Genomic DNA, 19,094 nt, shown 5'->3' with positions numbered 1-19,094 from the left:
TTCGGGAACACGCCAGAACGTGACCCCATTCATCGAGGACTATGCCCTCATCGGCGATCTGCAGACGGCCGCCCTGGTCGGCAGGAACGGTTCTGTCGACTGGCTCTGCCTGCCTCGCTTCGATTCGGGCGCCTGCTTCGCGGCCCTGCTCGGCGACGAGGACAACGGCCATTGGCGGATCGCCCCGAAGGACGCGGGCACCTGCACCCGGCGCGCCTATGCGGGTGACTCCCTCGTCCTGGAGACGTTCTGGGAGACGCGCACCGGCACGGTCAAGGTCATCGACTTCATGCCGCAGCGCGACCAGGAACCCGATGTCATGCGGATCGTCGAGGGCATCAGCGGCACCGTCGACATGAGTTCCGTGATCCGGCTGCGCTTCGACTTCGGTTCGGTCGTGCCGTGGGTGCGCCGCTCGCAGGGGCACCGGGTGGCGGTCGCGGGACCGGACTCGGCCTGGCTGCGCAGCGAGCCGCCGGTCAGAACGTGGGGCCAGCAGTTCTCCACCTGTTCGTCGTTCACCGTCTCCGAGGGCGAACAGGTGGCGTTCGTCCTGACCTGGCACCCCTCGCACTCGCCCCGCCCCGATCTCGTCGACCCGTTCGAGGCGTTGAAGAGCACCCTGTCCGACTGGGCGGAGTGGTCCGCGCAGTGCAAGTACCGGGGCCCGTACCGGGAGGCGGTGATCCGCTCGCTGATCACGTTGAAGGCGCTCACCTTCGGCCCGACCGGCGGCATCGTGGCGGCTCCCACCACCTCACTGCCCGAGGAGATCGGCGGCGTACGGAACTGGGACTACCGTTTCTGCTGGCTGCGGGACTCCACCCTCACCCTCGGTGCCCTCATCTCGGCCGGTTATCTGGAGGAGGCCGCCGCCTGGCGGGACTGGCTGCTGCGGGCCGTCGCCGGGGACCCGGCCGACCTGCAGATCATGTACGGCCTGGCGGGCGAGCGCAGGCTGCCCGAGTCGGAGCTGCCGTGGCTGACCGGATACGAGAACTCCAGCCCGGTCCGGATCGGTAACGCCGCGGTCCGCCAGCGTCAGCTCGATGTGTACGGAGAGGTCATCGACTCGTTGCGGCTCGCGCGCGAGGCGGGCCTGGACGACAAGCCGCACGCCTGGAGTCTTCAGCTCAGCCTGCTCGGCTTCCTGGAGTCCACCTGGCGCGAGCCGGACGAGGGGCTGTGGGAGATCAGGGGGCAGCGCCGCCACTTCGTGCACTCCAAGGTGATGGCCTGGGTCGCCGCCGACCGTGCCGTACGCACCCTGGAGAAGAACCCCTCGCTGGCCGGCGACGCCGAGCGGTGGCGGGTGATGCGGGACGCCGTGCACCGGGAGGTGTGCGAGAAGGGATTCGACCCGGTACGGAACACCTTCACGCAGTCCTACGGCTCCCGGAACCTGGACGCCGCGACGCTGCTGATCCCCCGGACCGGGTTCCTGCCGCCGGACGATCCCCGGATGATCGGGACGGTCGACGCGGTCCGGGACGAGCTGGGCAGCGGCTGCCTGGTCCGCCGCTACAGCACGGACGGCAGCTCGATCGACGGACTGCCCGGCAGCGAAGGGGCCTTTCTGGCGTGCTCGTTCTGGCTGGCCGACGCCCTGCTCCTGACCGGGCGCGCCGAGGAGGCCGGAGAACTCTTCGAGCAGCTCCTGGCGCTCCGCAACGATGTGGGGCTGCTCGCCGAGGAGTACGACATCGTCGGGCACAGGCAGCTCGGCAACTTCCCGCAGGCGTTCAGCCACATCGGGCTGGTGGGCACCGCCATGGCGCTGGCCGGGGAGAACACGATGGAGGGCGACACGGCAGGATAGGGCCCATGGATCTTGGACTGAAGGACCGTGTGTACATCCTCACCGGAGCGAGCCGGGGGCTGGGCAACGCCACGGCGCGGGCGCTGGCCGAGGACGGCGCGAGGGTGATCATCACCGGCCGGGACGAGAAGCGCGTCGAGGCGGCCGCTGCCGAGCTGGGGCCGGACGCCGTCGGCCTCGCTGCGGACAACGCCGACCCCGCCTGTGCGCAGCGTCTGGTGGACAGCGCGCACGAGCGTTTCGGGCGGCTCGACGGCATTCTCATCAGCGTCGGCGGACCGGCGCCCGGCTTCGTCGCCGACAACACCGACGAGCAGTGGCAGTCGGCCTTCGAGTCGGTGTTCCTGGGCGCGGTGCGCCTTGCCAGGGCCGCGGCGGCCACGCTCGGCGAGGGCGGAGTCATCGGCTTCGTGCTCTCCGGCTCCGTGTACGAGCCGATCGCCGGGCTGACGATCTCCAACGGTCTGCGCCCCGGCCTGGCCGGTTTCGCCAAGTCCCTGGCCGACGAGCTCGGCCCCCGGGGCATCCGCGTGGTAGGGGTGCTGCCGGGCCGGATCGGCACGGACCGGATGCGTGAGCTGGATGCGCTCTCGGGCGATGCGGAAGCCTCTCGTACGGCCAATGAGGCAGGTATTCCGCTGCGACGCTACGGCGCTCCGGAGGAGTTCGGCAGGACAGCGGCGTTCCTGCTCTCGCCCGCGGCGTCGTACCTGACGGGCATCATGATTCCGGTCGACGGCGGCTCCCGGCACGGCTTCTGAACCGGCCCGCTCTCTCCTGGATCGCCGGACGGGTTCGATTTCCTCAAGCCCGTCCGGCGGTCCAGGACGCCACACCGAAGGTCGTCAGCTCACCCTTTCCGCACGGTGCTTGACCGCCCTCAACCGCACCTCGGCCGGGAGCTGCGCCAGCCCCGCCGAATCCCGCGCATGGGCCAGCGCCTCGTCGGTGAGGCGGCCGAGCGCCTCGTCCGGCGCCGCGTGCGGCTCCATCAGCAGGCGGATCCTGGCGTGCGGCGAACTACGCCGGCCGGTCAGCACGACCTGGGCGCGGGCCACCCCGTCCAAGGCCCCCGCCTCATCGGCGAGCACCCCCTCCAGGGCCCGGCCCCGCAGGAGCGCGCCCTCGCCGTCGCCGCTGTCCACAAGCACCTCGGCGAGACGGGCGCGGCGCGGCTGGGCCAGCAGCCACCACAGGGCGAGGACGACCGCGACGGCCAGGACCGCGATCACCGTCGGCCACCACCAGCCCTCGCCGCGCCAACGGTCCCGGTCGGCCACACTGAGGAGCACATCGCCCTTGCCGTACCAGGGCCACCAGGACGGTACGGAGAGGCCGAGCCCGGCCGCGAGCACCGCACCGCCGCCGCAGATCAGCACCAGCCCGGCCAGGCCGAGCAGTACCCGGTTGACGGTCCTGAGCAACGGGCTCACCCCTTCTTCGTGGGACGGCGGACATGTACGGACAGGCTCGGCGGCCTGGCCAGGCCCAGGTCCTTGATGCCGGTCCCGAGCACGGTGTCCAGATCGGCCCTTACGTCGTCGAGTTCACGAAAGTGCGACACCGCACGCACCCCGACCTTGCCCCGGCCCATCCGGACCCGTACCGACTGCACACCCGACACCTCGATGGCCCGGTCCCGCAGGACCAGTGCGGCCGCGGCCCGGTCGAGGCCGGCCCGTACACCGGGGCGGTCGCGGCGCATCGGCAGCAGGTCGCGGAGTCCGGGGGTGACGGCGAGCACGAGCAGCCACAGGCCGATCGCCACGGCGGCCGCCGCGCCGGCCAGCACCCAGACGTTGTCCAGCGGCCGGCCGGCGAGCTCGTCGGCCAGCGTGCGGCGCCACTGCATCGCCGGGTGGTGGGCCCGTACCGCCGCCACGTCGTAGAGCAGCAGACCGGTGCCGCCGAGGATCACCAGGGCGAGGATTGCCGCGGGGATGCGGCGCGCGGACCAGAAACGGCCCGCCCTGCCGCCGCTCTCCTGCTGCGCGGGCACCGGGTCGTAGGCGGCGGACGAGGCGGACTGGTCGAGTTCGAGCACGGTCTCCTGCTCGACGGGCCGGGTGATGGGCAGCCGTTGCGTACGGTGTTCCGGTTCGTGGGGCTCGGTCATCGGATCCTCCCCTGTGCCGCGATGCTCGCTCCCGTCGGATGCAGGCGCTCGACCTGTACGGCGACCTCGGGCACTTCCATCCCCGCCAACGCCTTCACCCGCTCGGTGACATGCCGACGCACCCCGCCGCACTGGCGACCGATGTCGGAGGGGTAACCGAGCTCCAGGCTCACCCGGACCCGGGCGGTGTCGCGGTGCACCGTGACCGTGGCGCGCGGCGAGGCGCCTTCCTTCGGCGGCTCGTCGATCGCCTCCTTCGCCGCCTGTGCGGCGATCTTCGCGACCACCCGGTCGGCGATCCGGGTCTCCCCGCGCTCACCGGCGGCGACCCGGCCGCTCGCCCCCGACAACGCCGTCACCGCCGTCGGTCGCCGCGCTCGCGACTCCGGAAGAAGTCGCCGGGCTCCAGGTCACCCTCCAGGAAGCGACCGACGATGAAGCCGATCGCCCCCAACGCGGCCACCAGCAGAAAGGCCCCGAATCCGCCGAAGTACCCGGCGAATCCGAGCGCCATGCCGGCCACCATGCCGACCACAGCCATGTTCATCCTGCGCTCCTCAACTGCCTCGGTCAGGAGGCCTACTGGAGACGTGGCTCGGGCTCTTCCTCTTCCTCGTCGGGCAGCTTCACATCGCTGACCGCGATATTGACCTCTACGACTTCGAGGCCCGTCATCCTCTCGACCGCCGCGACCACGTTCTCCCGTACGTCCCGGGCGACATCGGCGATCGACACGCCGTAGTCGACGACGATCTCCAGGTCGAGGGCGGTCTGTGATTCGCCGACCTCCGCCTTTACCCCTCGGGTGACGGACTTCCCACCTCCGGGTACCCGTTCGCGCACCGCTCCGAACGTACGCGCGAAGCCGCTGCCCATCGCATGGACACCGACCACGTCGCGTGCCGCCATTCCCGCGATCTTCTCGACCACGCCGTCCGCGATGGTCGTACGGCCACGGGTGGCGGGGTCTCCCCCGCCGCGCTTGGTGATCGGGATCGATTCCTTGTCGGGGCTCTCGGGACGGTTCCGCTGTGGGGTGTCGGTCATCGCCACTCTTCCCTTCGGGGCAGGTTGGACCTCGTTGCCCACATTAAGTGCGCTTGCCCCGTCTCGCGCCATGGATGCGGCAGGCTGGGGAAATGACGATGGCTGACAGCCCGCACAGGGCCGACGGATGGACGGCAGCGGTTCGGCAACGGCTCGGCCTCGGCCGGCTGCTTCCGCTGGGCGGTCCGGCGGACGGGGCCTGGATCTCGGAGCGGGCCGCGGCCCGGGTGCTGCGCGACTCGGTGGGCGGGCCGGGACCTGGACCGGTGCTCGGGGAGCTCAGGATCTTGGTGGCTGATCCGGACCGGGCCCCGGACGCGGAGGTGGAACCGCCGCCGAGCGCACTGCCGCCGGGGCCGCTGCGGATCGAGGCGACCATGTCGGCGATGTCCGGCCAACCGCTGCCCGCCGCGGCCGCGGCGCTGCGCTCGACACTGCTGGCGGCGGCCGGGCACCGGCTGGGCCTGGTGGTCGCCGAGGTGGATCTCCGGGTGACGGAGCTGCTGGACACACCACCCGAACGGCGGACGCCCGCACCGGCCGAGGTGCGCTCGGCGAGGCCGGAGGGGGCGGCGGGGCTCGCTGCCGCGGGTGTTCCGGGTGTCGTGACGCTGACCCGGGTGCTGGGCGACGCTGTGCACGCGGGCCCGGACCATGTACGGGTCGAACTGGCGACGGACTCCGGCCACCGGGCGCTCGATGTGGCACGTGCGGTGCGGGGCGCGGTGTCCGATGCCGTGGAAGGGCGCCCCTCAGTCGCGGTGCTGGTCACGGCGGTGGTGGAGCGGGACTGACCACCGGACGGGGCTGATCGCCGGCGGGGGCTTACGACCTCGCCCACGATTGGCAGGGGGAGAAGGAGCGGCGTCCGGGGCCTTCGAATCCAAGGCGGAGGAGGGAGTCGACGCGGAGCGTCGGCGACTGACGACAACGCCGGAGGCGGAGGTCCCGGACACCGCGACGCCGCTGGCAATCGCGGGCGAGGTCGTCAGGAGCGAGCCCGCCCGGTGATCGAGGGCGCAGCCCTCTCAGTCGGTGATGCCCGCCAGGTCGCGCAGACGGCGGCCCTGCGCGGCGCGTTCGGCGACGCGCTGCTCCTCGTAACCACGGGAGGCGGCACCGCTCAGCAGCGCCTTGGTCTCCACGACCGCGTCGCGCGGGGCAGCCAGCAGTGCGCCGGCCAGATCGCGGGCGGCGGCGTCCAGTTCGTCGGCGGGGACGACGAGGTTGGCCAGGCCGGTGCGCTCGGCCTCCGCGGCGTGCACGAAACGGCCCGTGGCGCAGATTTCGAGCGCGCGGGCGTACCCCACCAGGTTGACCAGGGGGTGTGTGCCGGTGAGGTCGGGGACCAGACCGAGGCTGGTCTCGCGCATGGCGAACTGCACGTCCTCGGCGACGATCCGCAGATCGCAGGCGAGGGCGAGCTGGAAGCCGGCGCCGATCGCATGCCCCTGGACGGCCGCGATCGACACGATGTCGTTGCGGCGCCACCAGGTGAACGCCTCCTGGTACTCGGCGATGGTCGCGTCGAGCTCGGCCTCCGGGCCGCGCGCCATGTCGAGGAAGGACGGCTCACCGTCGAACCCCTCAGGGGTGAACGCCTGCCGGTCGAGGCCCGCGGAGAAGGACTTGCCCTCGCCGCGGAGCACAACGACCCGCACATTGCCGGGCAGTGCCCGTCCGGCCTCTGTCAACGCCCGCCACAGAGCGGGGGACTGAGCGTTGCGCTTGGCCGGATTGGTGAGGGTCACCGTGGCAACCGCGTCATCGACGGTGAGTCGTACGCCGTCCTTGTCGAGCACAGAGTCGAGCGAGGTCATGGGGCGCCTCCGGATCGGGTCAGTCAGCACTTCGAGCTAAGTGACTGAACAGTAACCACCCGGCCGACATCACGATCGACCGGGTGGCCACCGCCGAAACCGGTGAGCCCCGGGACGGGCCGGACGACCTGCCCCGATCCGCCGAAGGCCGTCAGGCCGTGGCGGCCTTCTTGCCTCGTGTCGCTCCGCCGCGTCCACGCAGCGTGACTCCGGACTCACTGAGCATCCGGTGGACGAATCCGTAGGAGCGGCCGGTCTCTTCGGCCAACGCCCGGATGCTCGCACCGGAGTCGTACTTCTTCTTCAGGTCTGCCGCGAGCTTGTCGCGCGCGGCGCCGGTAACCCGGCTGCCCTTCTTCAGAGTCTCGGCCACCCGTGCCTCCTCATGGGAAGTGCGCTCTGGACTCTCATGATCACCCCTCGGAGGCTTCCTGGCCACCCATTCGGCAAGGTCCGTGCAACCGGATTCCTGCTCGGGGAACGGGCCTACACGACTGGAATCCTGCATTCCGCGGGGCTGCGGGGGCGAGTGGGGACAGGCCCGGGACGAACCACCAGGTCAGGGCCACACGGGGATTGCGGCCCCAAATGGGTGCGCCCGGCAGGTACCTGCCGGGCGCCGCGCCGAGGTACGAGACGTACTCACGCAGATGATGGATCACGCATAGGCCGAATGATCCAGAAGAAGTGGATCAGACGGTGACGGGTCCGGGATCAGGCCAGAGCGACGAGGTCCCGGTAGTCCGCGCCCCACAGGTCCTCGACACCGTCCGGCAGCAGGATGATGCGCTCCGGCTGAAGCGCCTCGACCGCTCCCTCGTCGTGCGTGACGAGGACGACGGCGCCCTTGTACGTACGCAGCGCGCCGAGGATCTCCTCGCGGCTGGCCGGGTCGAGGTTGTTCGTCGGCTCGTCCAGGAGCAGCACATTGGCGGAGGAGACCACCAGGGTCGCCAGCGCGAGACGGGTCTTCTCACCGCCGGAGAGGACGCCGGCGGGCTTGTCGACGTCGTCGCCGGAGAAGAGGAACGAACCCAGCGTCTTGCGGACCTCGACGAGGTCGAGGTCCGGGGCGGCGGAGCGCATGTTCTCCAGGACGGAGCGCTCCGGGTCGAGGGTCTCGTGCTCCTGCGCGTAGTAACCGAGCTTGAGCCCGTGACCCTCGATGACCTCGCCGGTGTCCGGCTTCTCGGCGCCGCCGAGGAGCCTGAGCAGGGTGGTCTTGCCTGCACCGTTGAGGCCGAGGATGACGACGCGGGAGCCCTTGTCGATGGCGAGATCCACATCGGTGAAGATTTCGAGCGAGCCGTAGGACTTGGAGAGCCCCTCCGCCATCAAGGGGGTCTTGCCGCACGGCGAGGGCTCGGGGAAGCGCAGCTTGGCGACCTTGTCGGAGACCCGGACGGCCTCCAGGCCGGAGAGCAGCCGCTCGGCGCGCTTGGCCATGTTCTGCGCGGCAACGGTCTTGGTGGCCTTGGCGCGCATCTTGTCGGCCTGCGAGTTGAGGGCCGCGGCCTTCTTCTCGGCGTTCTGCCGCTCGCGCTTGCGGCGCTTCTCGTCGGCCTCGCGCTGCTGCTGGTAAAGCTTCCAGCCCATGTTGTAGATGTCGATCTGCGAGCGGTTGGCGTCGAGGTAGAAGACCTTGTTGACGACCGTCTCGACGAGCTCGACATCGTGGGAGATCACGATGAAGCCGCCGCGGTAGGTCTTGAGGTAGTCGCGCAGCCAGACGATCGAGTCGGCGTCGAGGTGGTTCGTCGGCTCGTCGAGCAGCAGGACGTCGGCGTCCGAGAACAGGATGCGGGCCAGCTCGACGCGGCGGCGCTGACCGCCGGAGAGTGTGTGGAGCGGCTGTCCGAGCACCCGGTCGGGCAGGCTGAGCGCGGCGGCGATGGTGGCGGCCTCGGCCTCGGCGGCGTATCCGCCCTTGGTGAGGAACTCCGTCTCCAGGCGCTCGTACTTCTTCATCGCCTTGTCACGGGTGGCGCCCTTGCCGTTCGCCATCCGCTCCTCGTTCTCGCGCATCTTGCGCAGGATCTCGTCGAGACCGCGGGCGGAGAGGATGCGGTCGCGTGCGAGTACGTCGAGGTCGCCGGTGCGCGGGTCCTGCGGGAGGTAGCCCACCTCGCCGGATCGGGCGATGGTGCCGCCGGCGGGGTTGCCCTCGCCTGCGAGGCACTTGGTGAGGGTGGTCTTGCCCGCTCCGTTGCGGCCGACGAGGCCGATGCGGTCACCCTTGGCGATACGGAAGGAGGCGGACTCGATGAGGATGCGGGCGCCGGCGCGCAGCTCGATGCCGGAAGCGGTGATCACGGTAAAACTCCAGGGCGGTGTGGACGGCGGACGGGACGATGACAGAGTTCGACTCGACGCCGCTACTCATGCACAAGGAGATTTGCCATACGGGTCATTCTACTGGCGGTGTGCAACTGCTTTTCCGCATGCACTCACGGCACTTGCCGAAAACTCGCTCAGTGCTGCCGCTCCACTCCACCGCGCGACCAAAAAAGGGCATTGCGGTGTGAACTACCTAATACTCGGCGGAGGTGGTGAGACCACCGCGGCCGGAGCAGAGGGTGGTGCCCATGCAGTTCGACGACGACGCCGATCTGGACACGTCCGAGGTCCAGGATGTGCGCGGCAGCCGCATCCCCGGCGGCAAGGCCACCGTGGGCGGTGGCATCGCCGGTCTCATCGCACTGATCCTGGGGCTGCTCTTCGGCGTCGGCCCCGATCAGCTCGGCCTGTCGTCCGGCGGCTCCGGCACGACGGCGACCGCGTCCTCGGCAGCGCAGGTGCAGCAGTCCTGCCGGACCGGACAGGACGCGAACACCAGGGAGGACTGCCGGATCGTCGCGGTGGTCAACAGCGTGCAGGACTACTGGAAGCAGGAGTTCCGGCGGCGCGGCGGGACGTATACGGATGCGCCGACGGTCCTGTTCACCGACCGGATCGCCACCGCGTGCGGCACCGCGACCTCGGCGGTCGGGCCGTTCTACTGCCCGGGTGACCGGAAGGTCTATCTGGACCTGGGTTTCTTCGACGAGCTGCGGACGAAGTTCGGCTCCAGCGGCGGCCCGTTCGCCCAGGCGTACGTCGTCGCCCATGAGTACGGGCACCGTGTACAGGACCTCATGGGGACGCTGAGCCGTTCGCAGGACAGGCAGACCGGCGCCAACAGCAATGCGGTCAAGGTGGAACTGCAGGCGGACTGTTACGCCGGGGTCTGGGCGCATCACGCGACGACCACGCCCGACGAATCGACCGGGCGGCCGCTGATCACCTCGTTGACACAGGCGGACATCCGGGACGGACTCGATGCGGCGGCCGCTGTCGGCGACGACCGGATCCAGGAGAGGTTCCAGGGCCGGGTCACGCCCGAGTCCTGGACGCACGGCTCGGCCGTGCAGCGGCAGCAGTGGTTCACCACCGGCTTCCGCAGCGGAGACATGGCCGACTGCAACACCTTCCGCTGAGCCGGGCCCCTTGGGCCGAGCCGAGCCGTTGTCAGCGGCCGGTGGAAGACTGAGATGCAGATCACAGAAGAAGGTCTCGGGAGTACGAGAAGGGGTGAGCGCGATGGCAGGCGCACCGGCCGGCGTTCCGACGATCTATCCGACGATTCTGTACGACGACGCGAAGGCCGCGATCAGGACGCTGACGGAGGGCCTCGGCTTCACCGAGGAAGCGGTGTACGAGGGCGAGAACGGCACGGTGCTTCATGCGGAGCTGTCCTGCGGCAACGGCAGGGTGATGCTGGGCTCCAAGGGCCGCGAGGGTGTCTTCGCCAAGGCGATGCAGGGCGCCGGCCCGGCCGGTGTCTACGTCGTGGTGGACGAGGTCGATGAGCATCACGCCCGGGCCGTGGAACACGGGGTGGAGATCCTGATGCCGCCGACGGACCAGGACTACGGCTCCCGCGACTTCATTGCGCGGGACGCGGAGGGCAATGTGTGGAGCTTCGGGACGTACGCACCGGGGTCGGCGGACTGACGGGCGGTCGGCCGGACGGGCTTGGGGCCAAGCCCGTCCGACGCGGACTCACCCGCGCTACGCGCCGCCCGTGTGCACCTGGAACGCGGCCCGGCGCACCGCTTTGGCCAGCGCGGGGTCCGGGTGCGCGGCGGCCAGGGCCACCAGGACCTGCACGGTGCGCGGATGGCCGACCGCCCGTACCTCGTCCAGCAGCGCCGGCACCGTGCCCTGGACGGCCGAGTCGAGATGGCGGACCAGCAGCCCGGTCTCGCCGTGGTCCGCGACCGCCGCCGCGGTGTCGACCCAGAGCCAGGTGGCTTCCTCGCGGCTGAGGACGTCCTGGGCGTCCTCGGGGTCCGTTCCGCCGTACTCGGCCAGCCACAGCAACGCGTAGGGGCGCAGCGAGGGGTCGCCCACGACGGAGCGCACCTCGGGCTCGGCGGGTGCGCCGACGACCCGGAGCGCCTCGAAGGCGAGCCCGCGCAGCAGCGCGTCCTCCCCGCGGGCAACGCCGAGGAGTTCGGCAACGGCACTGCCGACGGGGCGGGCGGCGAGCCAGGCCCGGTATTCGGCGCGGGCCGGGCCGGGGGTGAGCCGGGCGCAGCCGAGCAGCATGTCTGCGGCGGACTGCTCGATGTTCCCGGCCGGACTCTGGGCCGCGACGCAGATCTGTTCCAGCTTGACCCAGACCGCCCAGTTGCCGAGCGGGGTGAGGGTGGCATGTCCGGCGCCGAGGGTGAGCGCGCCTACCGCGGCCAGTCCCTCAAGGGCCCAGTCGAGAAGGAGGGCGACCAGGGTTGCGGGGTGTGCCGCGGGGGCGGATTCGGCCGGTGCGGGCGGCGCCTGCGGACCGTACGGCACCTCGCAGCGCTCCTCGTGGAGTTCCGCGACACGCTGGCCGAGAAGGTCCAGGAGGGCGGGCACGGTGACCGGGCCCGCCGAGAGCTGGAGAAGGGAGAGCACCTGCGGCACGGCCTCGACGGCCTCTGCGACCGCGGTGGACTCGATGCCCTCGGGGGCGGGGTGGACGAGCGACCAGGCATCGAAGAGCGCCACCCAGCCGCGGAGCACGGCGGAGTCGTCGCGGTCCCAGGCGCGCAGCCGCCAGCCGGGGCGTGCGGTGTCGCCGTGCAGTTCGACCAGACCGGCGAGCCGGGCCCGGTCCCAGCCGGAGCGCACCTGGGCCGGGGACAACTCCAGGGCTGTCGCGGCCCGTTCGAGGGCCTGGGCGGCCAGGGGCGGCGCGCCGGGGATCGCGCCGTCGGCTGCCCAGCGGGCGATCCGTACAGCGTCGGCGAGGGCCGTCCTGGCCTGGCGGGCCAGTTCCGCCCTGGGAGGGGTGCCCTCCGGGGGGCGGGGAGCCGGCCTGGTGCGCCGGGTGGTCACGGCCTTGCGAGCGGTGGCAAGGGGTCGCGGGCGGACAAGTCGCAGCCTGGAGTCGCGCGGGGTACGGGACGTCACGGGGAGCAGTCTTGCCCCTGACGGCCCGAAAGCCCAAACGGAACCCGAATTCGCGGTGGAAGGGGTGGCGGGCGGGTCCGGCACCAATCGGCCGATCCCTCGCATCAGGTCACATCAGAGGCGTGAGGAAGCGGCGCAGGGCCTCTTCGTAGTGGACCGGGTCGGCATTCCACATCGCCGCGTGCGGAGCCTGCGGTACGGCGCGCAGGGCGACCAGGTCCGGACGGCGGGCGGCCAGATCGCGGGACGGCTGCCAGGGGGCCAGGGTGTCGTCCGGGCCGTGGAAGATCAGGGTCGGGACATGCAGCGCCATTGCGAGGGAGCCGTCCAGGAGCCGGGCGCCGCGCAGCCCTGTCTGCCCCTGGGCGGCCCGGACGGCGAGCGGCAGCAGTGCGGTCGGGACACCGCGGGCGACGGCCAGGGCGCGCAGCGTGGTGACCCAGTCCAGGACCGGGGAGTCGAGGACGAGACCGCAGATCCGATTGCGGAGCGCGGAGTTGACGGCCGCGTGCAGTGCCATCGAGGCGCCGGTGGACCAGCCGTGCAGGACGACCTTCTCGGCTCCGTACCGCACGGCGAAGCGGATCGCCGCGTCCAGGTCGCGCCATTCGGACTCGCCGAGGTGGATGAGGCCGTCCGGGGAACGTGGGGCTCCGGCGTCACCGCGGTAGGCCAGGTCGAGCACGGGCAGGCGCAGATCGTGCAGGAACTCCATGACGTTCATGGGGTGTTCCCTGGTGGTACCGAGGCCGTGCACGGTGATGACCCAGGTGTCGCGGGGGCCGGGCAGGAACCAGGCGGGCAGGGGGCCGAGTTCGCCGGGGATCTCGACTTCCCTGTGATCGAGTCCGAGGGCCGATGAGGGGTCGCCGCTGTGCAGTTGCGGGGTGACGCGGACCTTGGCGCCGGTTTCCAGGCTGCCGCGGTTGACCCGTTCCAGTCTGCGGACGACGGTGTCGGGGGCGTGGTGGGCGTGTTCGATCACCGGGCCGACGACGGCGTGGACGTCGTCGCCCACCAGTCCGTACGTACCGGGCCGCAGGGCGGCGAAGGAGCGGGTCAGGGTGACCTGCCCGGCCGCTGTGGCGTGCACGGTGAGTCTGCGGTCGGCGGGGAGCGGTCGTCCGGACGGCACTCTGAGGGCGGCGTCGCTGGCGTACCGGCCGGCCGCGACCGTTGCCGCACCGACGCCGAGGATCGTGGTGACGGCTGCTGCCGTGACTGTTGCCGGGCGCACCGCTTCAGTGTCGTGGGGTGCGCCGCGCCCTGCCAGCGGACGGGGGCCGTCCGGTGCGCCGCCGGGGGCAGGACGGACGGATGGGATGGGACAGCCGGGACGGCGGGGACAGGCAGGGGCCGGGTCAGCCCGGTTGCCCGTATCCCTTCAGTGCCTCCTGTACGTCGCGCAGCTGGGCCGGGGAGAGCAGGGCCGGTGTGTGTCCGGGGACGGAGCTTGCGGTGAGCCACAGCCGGCAGAGCCATTCCAGCTGGGCGGTCCGGTCGTACGCCTCGTCCAGGGTCGCTCCGTAGGTCACGGTTCCGTGGTTCTGGAGCAGGCAGCCCGTACGGCCCCGCAGAGCGGCGAGCATGTTCTCGGCCAGCTCCTCGGTCCCGTAGCGCGCATAGGCCGCGACCCGGACGGGGCCCCCGAGCATGGCTGCGGCGTAGTGGACCGAAGGGACCTCGGGGACCAAGGTGGAGACGGCCGTGGCGTGCACCGCGTGGGTATGCACGACGGCGGCCGCATCACTGTTCCGGTAGACCGCGAGATGGAGCGGGAGTTCGCTGGTCGGGGCCAGTTCGCCGAGGACACGGTTGCCTTCCAGATCGACGCCGACGGCGTCCTCGGGGCGGAGCCGGTCGTACGGCACTCCGCTCGGGGTGACCAGGACCGTCCCGCCGACCCGTGCCGACACATTTCCCGAGGTCCCGACGACGAGGCCGTCCGCCGCCGTCCTGCGGGCGGTGGCGACGACACCGCCCCAGGCACGTTCGATCGCATCCCGTTGCTGATCGCTCATGCGGAGATCCTGTCAGCCCTGGAGGCGAACGGGCATGCGATCGGGGGGATAAGTCACAAACCGGAGAAGTTTACAAAGGGGGTGACAGAGGGCGAATCGGGCCCGAATCGCCCCTTCGCCCGGCCCCCACCGCCCCGCGAAGGACAAACGGAACGGCCCGACTCCGGTTGGAGTCACCACAGCGCCCTGCCCAGTTCATCTTCCGTTCATCCAGGTTGCCTACGGTCCACGTGCCAATGACGTCGAACGATTGCCTGGGTAAATGGAACACATCACGCTGCTACTCGCGATTGTGATCGTGACAGCTCTAGTGTTCGATTTCACGAACGGTTTCCACGACACCGCCAACGCGATGGCGACCACCATCTCGACCGGTGCACTCAGACCGAAGACAGCGGTGGCCATGTCCGCCGTTCTCAACCTCGTCGGCGCGTTCCTGTCGGTCGAGGTCGCCAAGACGATCTCCGGCGGGATCATCAACGAGGACGGGCTGCGGACAGAAGTCATCTTCGCGGCACTCGTCGGCGCCATCCTGTGGAATCTGCTGACCTGGCTGGTCGGACTGCCGTCCAGCTCCTCGCACGCCCTGTTCGGCGGACTGATCGGCGCAGCCGTGATGTCGGCGGGCTGGTCGTCGGTCAACGGCGGCACCGTCGTCACCAAGGTGCTGCTCCCCGCGGTCGCCGCCCCGATCGTCGCCGGTCTGGCCGCACTGCTGGCCACCAGGCTGACGTACCGGATCGGCGGGAAGATCCGCAACGACGCCCAGGAGAAGGCCACTGCCAAGGGCTACCGCGCCGGCCAGATCGCCTCGGCCGGACTGGTCTCCCTCGCCCACGGCACCAACGACGCGCAGAAGACCATGGGCATCATCACCCTGGCCCTGGTCACCAGTGGCGTCCTGCACCCCGGCTCCAACCCGCCGGTCTGGGTCATCGTCTGTGCCGGTACGGCCATCGCACTCGGCACCTACCTGGGCGGCTGGCGCATCATCCGCACCATGGGCAGCGGCCTCACCGACCTCAAGCCGCCACAGGGCTTCGCCGCCCAGACCAGCGCGGCCACGGTCATCCTGGCCTCCTCGCACCTCGGCTTCTCCCTCTCCACCACCCAGTCCTGCTCCGGCGCCGTGATGGGCGCGGGGCTCGGCCGCCAGGGCGGCGTGGTCCGCTGGTCCACCGCCACCCGGATGTTCATCGCCTGGGGTCTGACACTGCCCGCCGCGGGCCTGGTCGGCGCGGGCGCGGAACTCCTCACCAAGCAGGGCACCTGGGGTGTCGTGGTCGTCGCGGCGCTGCTGGTCGTGGGCTCCGGGGCGATCTGGCTGGTATCGCGCCGCAAGCCGGTCGGCCACGGCGATGTCGCGCCGACGGGCGGCGACGCCGAGCCCGCGGGCGTCGTCACCACGGCCATCGCCGCCGTCAGCCCGCCGCTCACCACGGCCCAGGCAGCGGCCCAGGACCTCAAGACCACCATTCCGGCTCCGGCCGGAACCACCCAGGACCCGGCGCGACCCGCCACCGTCTAGGCCAGCCGCCTAGGCAGGCCGTCTAAGGATTCAGCATGAACATCGACTGGGCAGCCCTCGGCTCCGTCTTCGGCGTCTCCCTCGTCGTCACCGTCGCGCTGGTGGGTTTCTTCACCCTGGGCATCGTCGGTCTCTCCAAGCAGCCCGAACCGGCGGCGCAGGGCGGCTCCGGAGGCTCGCTCCTGCTGGCCCGCGTCGGCGCTTACGTCTGCTTCGCGCTGTGCGCTGCGGCGGTCGCGTACGGGATCTATCTGATCGTCGCCTGAGCCCTCCTCCGCGCACTCCCCCGTCGGGCCGGACACACCTCGTGTGTCCGGCCCGTTGTGGTGTGCCCGGTCCGATGTGGGGCTCAGCACACTGCACCGTCGCAGGTCAACGGCAAGTTGACGGGCGTTCGCGGAGCGTGGTGGACTGCCGGAGCCAATTACGGCGACAGCAGAGGAAGCCGGTGCGAATCCGGCGCGGTCCCGCCACTGTCACCGGGGAGCAGTCCCCCACACCGGAAGTCACGGCACGCGCGAGCGGGTTGGAAGGCCGGGGGAACTGCGGATCCGGGAGCCAGGAGACTCTCGTCGCCGGTCACGTCGAACCAGGGCGCGGACCCTGAGTGAGGACATATCGCCATGCCTGGCTGCCGTGCGTCCGTTGCTGTGGCGCTCTCGACGAGAGCCGCCTGTACGAAGGTCCTTCGAGGCGTATCGGCCGGTTGAGCCGTGCGTGCCGACCGCATTTTCGCGTACGGCGCCACGGCCGGTCTGATCGGCGATCTGCTGCTCGGTGACCCCCGCAGGGGACATCCGGTCGCCGCCTTCGGGCGGGCCGCAGCGGGCGTCGAGCGGCGTCTGTGGCGCGACCACCGCGGGTGGGGCGCGCTGCACATGCTCGTGTGCGCCGGAGGCGCCGCGGGTGGTGCGGCGCTGATCACCCGTGCCGTACGCAGCCACCCCGTCGCCTCCGTCGCGCTGACCGCGGCCGCCACCTGGTCCGTCGTCGGCGGTACGTCCCTGGGGCGTGAGGCCCGGGCGATCGGCGGCGCCCTGGCGGCCGGTGACATCGAGTCGGCCCGCGAGCGTCTGCCGCATCTGTGCGGGCGCGACCCGTACTCCCTCGACGGACCGCAGATCGCCCGCGCCGTGGTGGAGTCCGTGGCCGAGAACACCTCGGACGCCGTGGTCGGCGCCCTGGTGTGGGGTGCGCTGGCCGGTGTGCCCGGGCTCGTCGGATTCCGGGCCGCCAACACCCTCGACGCCATGGTCGGCCACAAGTCGCCCCGCCACCGGCGCTACGGCTGGGCCTCGGCCCGCCTCGACGACCTCGCGGGCTGGCCCGGTGCCCGGCTCACAGCCCTGCTCGCCGTGGCCGCCGGGGGGCGGCCGCGTGGAGCCGTACGGGCGTGGCGGGCCGACGCGGCGAAGCACCCGAGCCCCAACGCGGGCCCGGTGGAGGCCTCGTTCGCGGGTGCGCTCGGCGTACGGCTCGGCGGGACTCTCGCGTACGGCGGCCGGGTCGAACACCGCCCCGTCCTCAACGGGGAGGCGGGCCGGGCGGTGGAGACCGAGGACATCGAACGCGCGGTACGGCTGTCGCGCCGGGTGAGTGCGCTGGCCCTCGGCGTGTGTGTGGCGGGACGACTGGGTGCGGGCCTCGCCGCACGACGGATCGCAGGACTTCGGTCCGCAGGACTTCGGTCCGCAGGACTTCGGTCCGCAGGACTTCAGGTCACGGGACTTCAGGTCACGGGACTTCAGGTCACAGGACGTCGGATCGCAGGACGGAGACGGACATGAGCGGCGGGCTGCTGGTCGCCGGAACCACCTCGGACGCGGGCAAGAGCGTCGTCACGGCAGGCATCTGCCGTTGGCTCGTACGCCGGGGCGTGAAGGTGGCGCCCTTCAAGGCGCAGAACATGTCGCTGAACTCGTTCGTCACCCGCGAGGGTGCCGAGATCGGGCGCGCCCAGGCCATGCAGGCCCAGGCGGCCCGGGTGGAGCCGACCGCGCTGATGAACCCGGTCCTGCTCAAACCCGGCAGCGACCGCTCCAGCCAGGTCGTCCTGATGGGCAGACCGGTGGGCGAGATGAGCGCACGCGGCTACCACGGAGGCAGGCAGGAAGCGCTTCTCGGCACGGTCGTGGACTGTCTGGAGCAGCTTCGGGGCACGTATGACGCAGTGATCTGCGAGGGGGCGGGCAGTCCGGCCGAGATCAATCTGCGGCGCACGGACATCGTGAACATGGGCATCGCGCGGGCGGCACGCTTCCCGGTGGTGGTCGTCGGCGACATCGACCGCGGTGGCGTCTTCGCCTCGTTCTTCGGTACGACGGCGCTGCTCGACGCCGAGGACCAGTCGCTGATCGCCGGCTACCTCGTCAACAAGTTCCGTGGCGACGTGTCGCTGCTGGAGCCCGGCCTGGAGATGCTGCGCGGGATCACCGGGCGGCAGACCTACGGGGTGCTGCCCTTCGCCCACGGACTCGGCATCGACGAGGAGGACGGGCTGAGGGTCTCGCTGCGCGGAGCCGTACGCGAATCGGTCGTCGCGCCGCCGCACGGCGACGACGTGCTGCGCGTCGCGGTGTGCGCCGTACCCCTGATGTCGAACTTCACCGATGTGGACGCACTGGCCGCCGAACCGGGCGTCGTCGTCCGGTTCGTGGACCGCGCCGAGGAGCTGGCCGACGCCGACCTCGTCATCGTGCCGGGCACCCGCGGCACCGTGAACGCGCTGGCCTGGCTGCGCGAGCGCGGCCTCGCCGACGCCCTGGTGCGGCGTGGAGCCGAGGACCGGCCGGTCCTCGGCATCTGCGGCGGCTTCCAGCTCCTCGGTGAACACATCGAGGACGACGTCGAGTCGAGGGCCGGGCACATCGACGGCCTCGGCCTGCTGCCCGTACGCATCCGCTTCGACCGCGAGAAAACCCTCGCCCGCCCCGCCGGCGAGGCGCTCGGCGCCCCCGTCGAGGGGTACGAGATCCACCATGGCGTCGCCGATGTAAGCGGCGGCGAACCATTCCTGGACGGCTGCCGGGTCGGCGCCGTGTGGGGCACCCACTGGCACGGCTCGCTGGAGAGCGACGAATTCCGCCGCCGCTTCCTGAGCGAGGTCGCGCGGGCCGCCGGCCGGCGCTTCGTCCCCGCCCCCGACACCGGCTTCGCCGCGCTGCGCGAGGAACAGCTCGACCGCCTCGGCGACCTCATCGAAGAACACGCGGACACCGACGCGCTGCTGCGGCTCATCGAGTCGGGTGCGCCGTCAGGACTTCCCTTCATCGCCCCCGGAGCACCTGGAGCACGCGCATGAACGCCC

20 protein-coding genes and 1 riboswitch are annotated in these 19,094 nt (G+C 71.2%); of the genes, 9 read left to right on the top strand and 11 right to left on the bottom strand.

The genetic code is table 11. The features are described from left to right. Positions 1-19 precede the first annotated feature (19 nt). Together OG609_RS31520 and OG609_RS31515 are read left to right on the top strand one after the other, a co-directional pair. Entirely contained in the window at positions 20-1,819 is a 1,800-nt protein-coding gene (locus OG609_RS31520; RefSeq protein WP_327275941.1) for a glycoside hydrolase family 15 protein, read from the top strand. A gap of 5 nt (positions 1,820-1,824) precedes the next feature. Beyond that, positions 1,825-2,580, top strand: coding sequence for an SDR family oxidoreductase (locus OG609_RS31515; RefSeq protein WP_327275940.1), 756 nt, complete (start codon positions 1,825-1,827; stop codon positions 2,578-2,580). A gap of 84 nt (positions 2,581-2,664) precedes the next feature. Here the strand turns inward: OG609_RS31515 and amaP are convergent, their stop codons facing one another. The 5 genes from amaP to OG609_RS31490 are packed head-to-tail and all read right to left on the bottom strand — an operon-like array spanning position 2,665 to position 4,982. Beyond that, complete coding sequence (gene amaP, locus OG609_RS31510) at positions 2,665-3,252, bottom strand: alkaline shock response membrane anchor protein AmaP (protein ID WP_327275939.1); 588 nt, start codon at positions 3,250-3,252, stop codon at positions 2,665-2,667. Further along, complete coding sequence (locus OG609_RS31505) at positions 3,249-3,935, bottom strand: DUF6286 domain-containing protein (RefSeq protein WP_327275938.1); 687 nt, start codon at positions 3,933-3,935, stop codon at positions 3,249-3,251. Before OG609_RS31505 ends, amaP begins: the two co-directional genes overlap by 4 nt. After that, positions 3,932-4,294: a hypothetical protein gene (locus OG609_RS31500; protein ID WP_382898826.1), complete on the bottom strand. Its 363-nt coding sequence runs from the start codon at positions 4,292-4,294 to the stop codon at positions 3,932-3,934. Before OG609_RS31500 ends, OG609_RS31505 begins: the two co-directional genes overlap by 4 nt. Continuing rightward, a complete protein-coding gene (locus tag OG609_RS31495) occupies positions 4,291-4,482 on the bottom strand; it encodes a hypothetical protein (RefSeq protein WP_327275937.1) in 192 nt (63 codons plus the stop codon). The genes OG609_RS31500 and OG609_RS31495 overlap by 4 nt, the downstream gene beginning before the upstream one ends. Positions 4,483-4,514: 32 nt before the next feature. Next, entirely contained in the window at positions 4,515-4,982 is a 468-nt protein-coding gene (locus OG609_RS31490; protein ID WP_327275936.1) for an Asp23/Gls24 family envelope stress response protein, read from the bottom strand. A 92-nt stretch (positions 4,983-5,074) separates the two neighbouring features. On the opposite strand from OG609_RS31490, the gene OG609_RS31485 reads away from it, so the two are divergent. After that, a complete protein-coding gene (locus OG609_RS31485; protein WP_327275935.1) occupies positions 5,075-5,776 on the top strand; it encodes a hypothetical protein in 702 nt (233 codons plus the stop codon). A gap of 234 nt (positions 5,777-6,010) precedes the next feature. Here OG609_RS31485 and OG609_RS31480 read toward each other — a convergent pair whose 3' ends face one another. From OG609_RS31480 to OG609_RS31470, 3 genes are all read right to left on the bottom strand, one after another. After that, entirely contained in the window at positions 6,011-6,802 is a 792-nt protein-coding gene (locus OG609_RS31480; protein WP_327275934.1) for an enoyl-CoA hydratase/isomerase family protein, read from the bottom strand. Positions 6,803-6,953: 151 nt separating this feature from the next. After that, positions 6,954-7,175, bottom strand: coding sequence for a helix-turn-helix domain-containing protein (locus OG609_RS31475; RefSeq protein WP_018518904.1), 222 nt, complete (start codon positions 7,173-7,175; stop codon positions 6,954-6,956). A 341-nt stretch (positions 7,176-7,516) separates the two neighbouring features. Beyond that, the gene (locus tag OG609_RS31470) at positions 7,517-9,115 is read right to left on the bottom strand and encodes an ABC-F family ATP-binding cassette domain-containing protein (RefSeq protein ID WP_327275933.1); all 1,599 of its coding nucleotides are present in this window, start codon (positions 9,113-9,115) and stop codon (positions 7,517-7,519) included. Between the two features lie 272 nt (positions 9,116-9,387). Here OG609_RS31470 and ypfJ point away from each other — a divergent pair, with 272 nt between their 5' ends. Together ypfJ and OG609_RS31460 are read left to right on the top strand one after the other, a co-directional pair. Beyond that, a complete protein-coding gene (gene ypfJ / locus OG609_RS31465) occupies positions 9,388-10,278 on the top strand; it encodes a KPN_02809 family neutral zinc metallopeptidase (protein WP_327275932.1) in 891 nt (296 codons plus the stop codon). Between the two features lie 103 nt (positions 10,279-10,381). Next, complete coding sequence (locus OG609_RS31460) at positions 10,382-10,795, top strand: VOC family protein (RefSeq protein WP_327275931.1); 414 nt, start codon at positions 10,382-10,384, stop codon at positions 10,793-10,795. A gap of 57 nt (positions 10,796-10,852) precedes the next feature. On the opposite strand, the gene OG609_RS31455 is transcribed toward OG609_RS31460, so the two are convergent. The 3 genes from OG609_RS31455 to OG609_RS31445 form a co-directional block, all read right to left on the bottom strand. Further along, on the bottom strand, positions 10,853-12,163 hold the full coding sequence (locus tag OG609_RS31455) for a hypothetical protein (RefSeq protein WP_327278249.1): 1,311 nt from the start codon (positions 12,161-12,163) through the stop codon (positions 10,853-10,855). Between the two features lie 184 nt (positions 12,164-12,347). After that, positions 12,348-13,475, bottom strand: coding sequence for an alpha/beta hydrolase (locus OG609_RS31450; RefSeq protein ID WP_327275930.1), 1,128 nt, complete (start codon positions 13,473-13,475; stop codon positions 12,348-12,350). A 124-nt stretch (positions 13,476-13,599) separates the two neighbouring features. After that, positions 13,600-14,259 carry a class II aldolase/adducin family protein gene (locus tag OG609_RS31445; protein WP_327275929.1) on the bottom strand — a complete coding sequence of 220 codons (660 nt, stop codon included), beginning with the start codon at positions 14,257-14,259 and terminating at the stop codon, positions 13,600-13,602. Positions 14,260-14,521: 262 nt separating this feature from the next. On the opposite strand from OG609_RS31445, the gene OG609_RS31440 reads away from it, so the two are divergent. From OG609_RS31440 to OG609_RS31425, 4 genes are all read left to right on the top strand, one after another. Then, positions 14,522-15,787, top strand: a complete 1,266-nt coding sequence (locus OG609_RS31440; protein WP_327275928.1) for an inorganic phosphate transporter — start codon at positions 14,522-14,524, stop codon at positions 15,785-15,787. Between the two features lie 35 nt (positions 15,788-15,822). After that, on the top strand, positions 15,823-16,053 hold the full coding sequence (locus OG609_RS31435; RefSeq protein ID WP_327275927.1) for a hypothetical protein: 231 nt from the start codon (positions 15,823-15,825) through the stop codon (positions 16,051-16,053). A gap of 172 nt (positions 16,054-16,225) precedes the next feature. Next, positions 16,226-16,356, top strand: a riboswitch (cobalamin riboswitch). A gap of 144 nt (positions 16,357-16,500) precedes the next feature. Next, positions 16,501-17,574 (top strand): cobalamin biosynthesis protein, encoded by a 1,074-nt coding sequence (locus OG609_RS31430; RefSeq protein WP_327275926.1) that lies wholly within the window; start codon positions 16,501-16,503, stop codon positions 17,572-17,574. Further along, positions 17,571-19,088: a cobyric acid synthase gene (locus OG609_RS31425; RefSeq protein WP_327275925.1), complete on the top strand. Its 1,518-nt coding sequence runs from the start codon at positions 17,571-17,573 to the stop codon at positions 19,086-19,088. Before OG609_RS31430 ends, OG609_RS31425 begins: the two co-directional genes overlap by 4 nt. The last annotated feature ends 6 nt before the right edge of the window (positions 19,089-19,094 follow it).

Origin of the sequence: Streptomyces sp. NBC_01224 (assembly GCF_036002945.1) — a bacterium.
In the GTDB taxonomy this organism is placed as follows: domain Bacteria; phylum Actinomycetota; class Actinomycetes; order Streptomycetales; family Streptomycetaceae; genus Streptomyces.
This window is presented reverse-complemented; position numbering and strand designations above follow the sequence as displayed.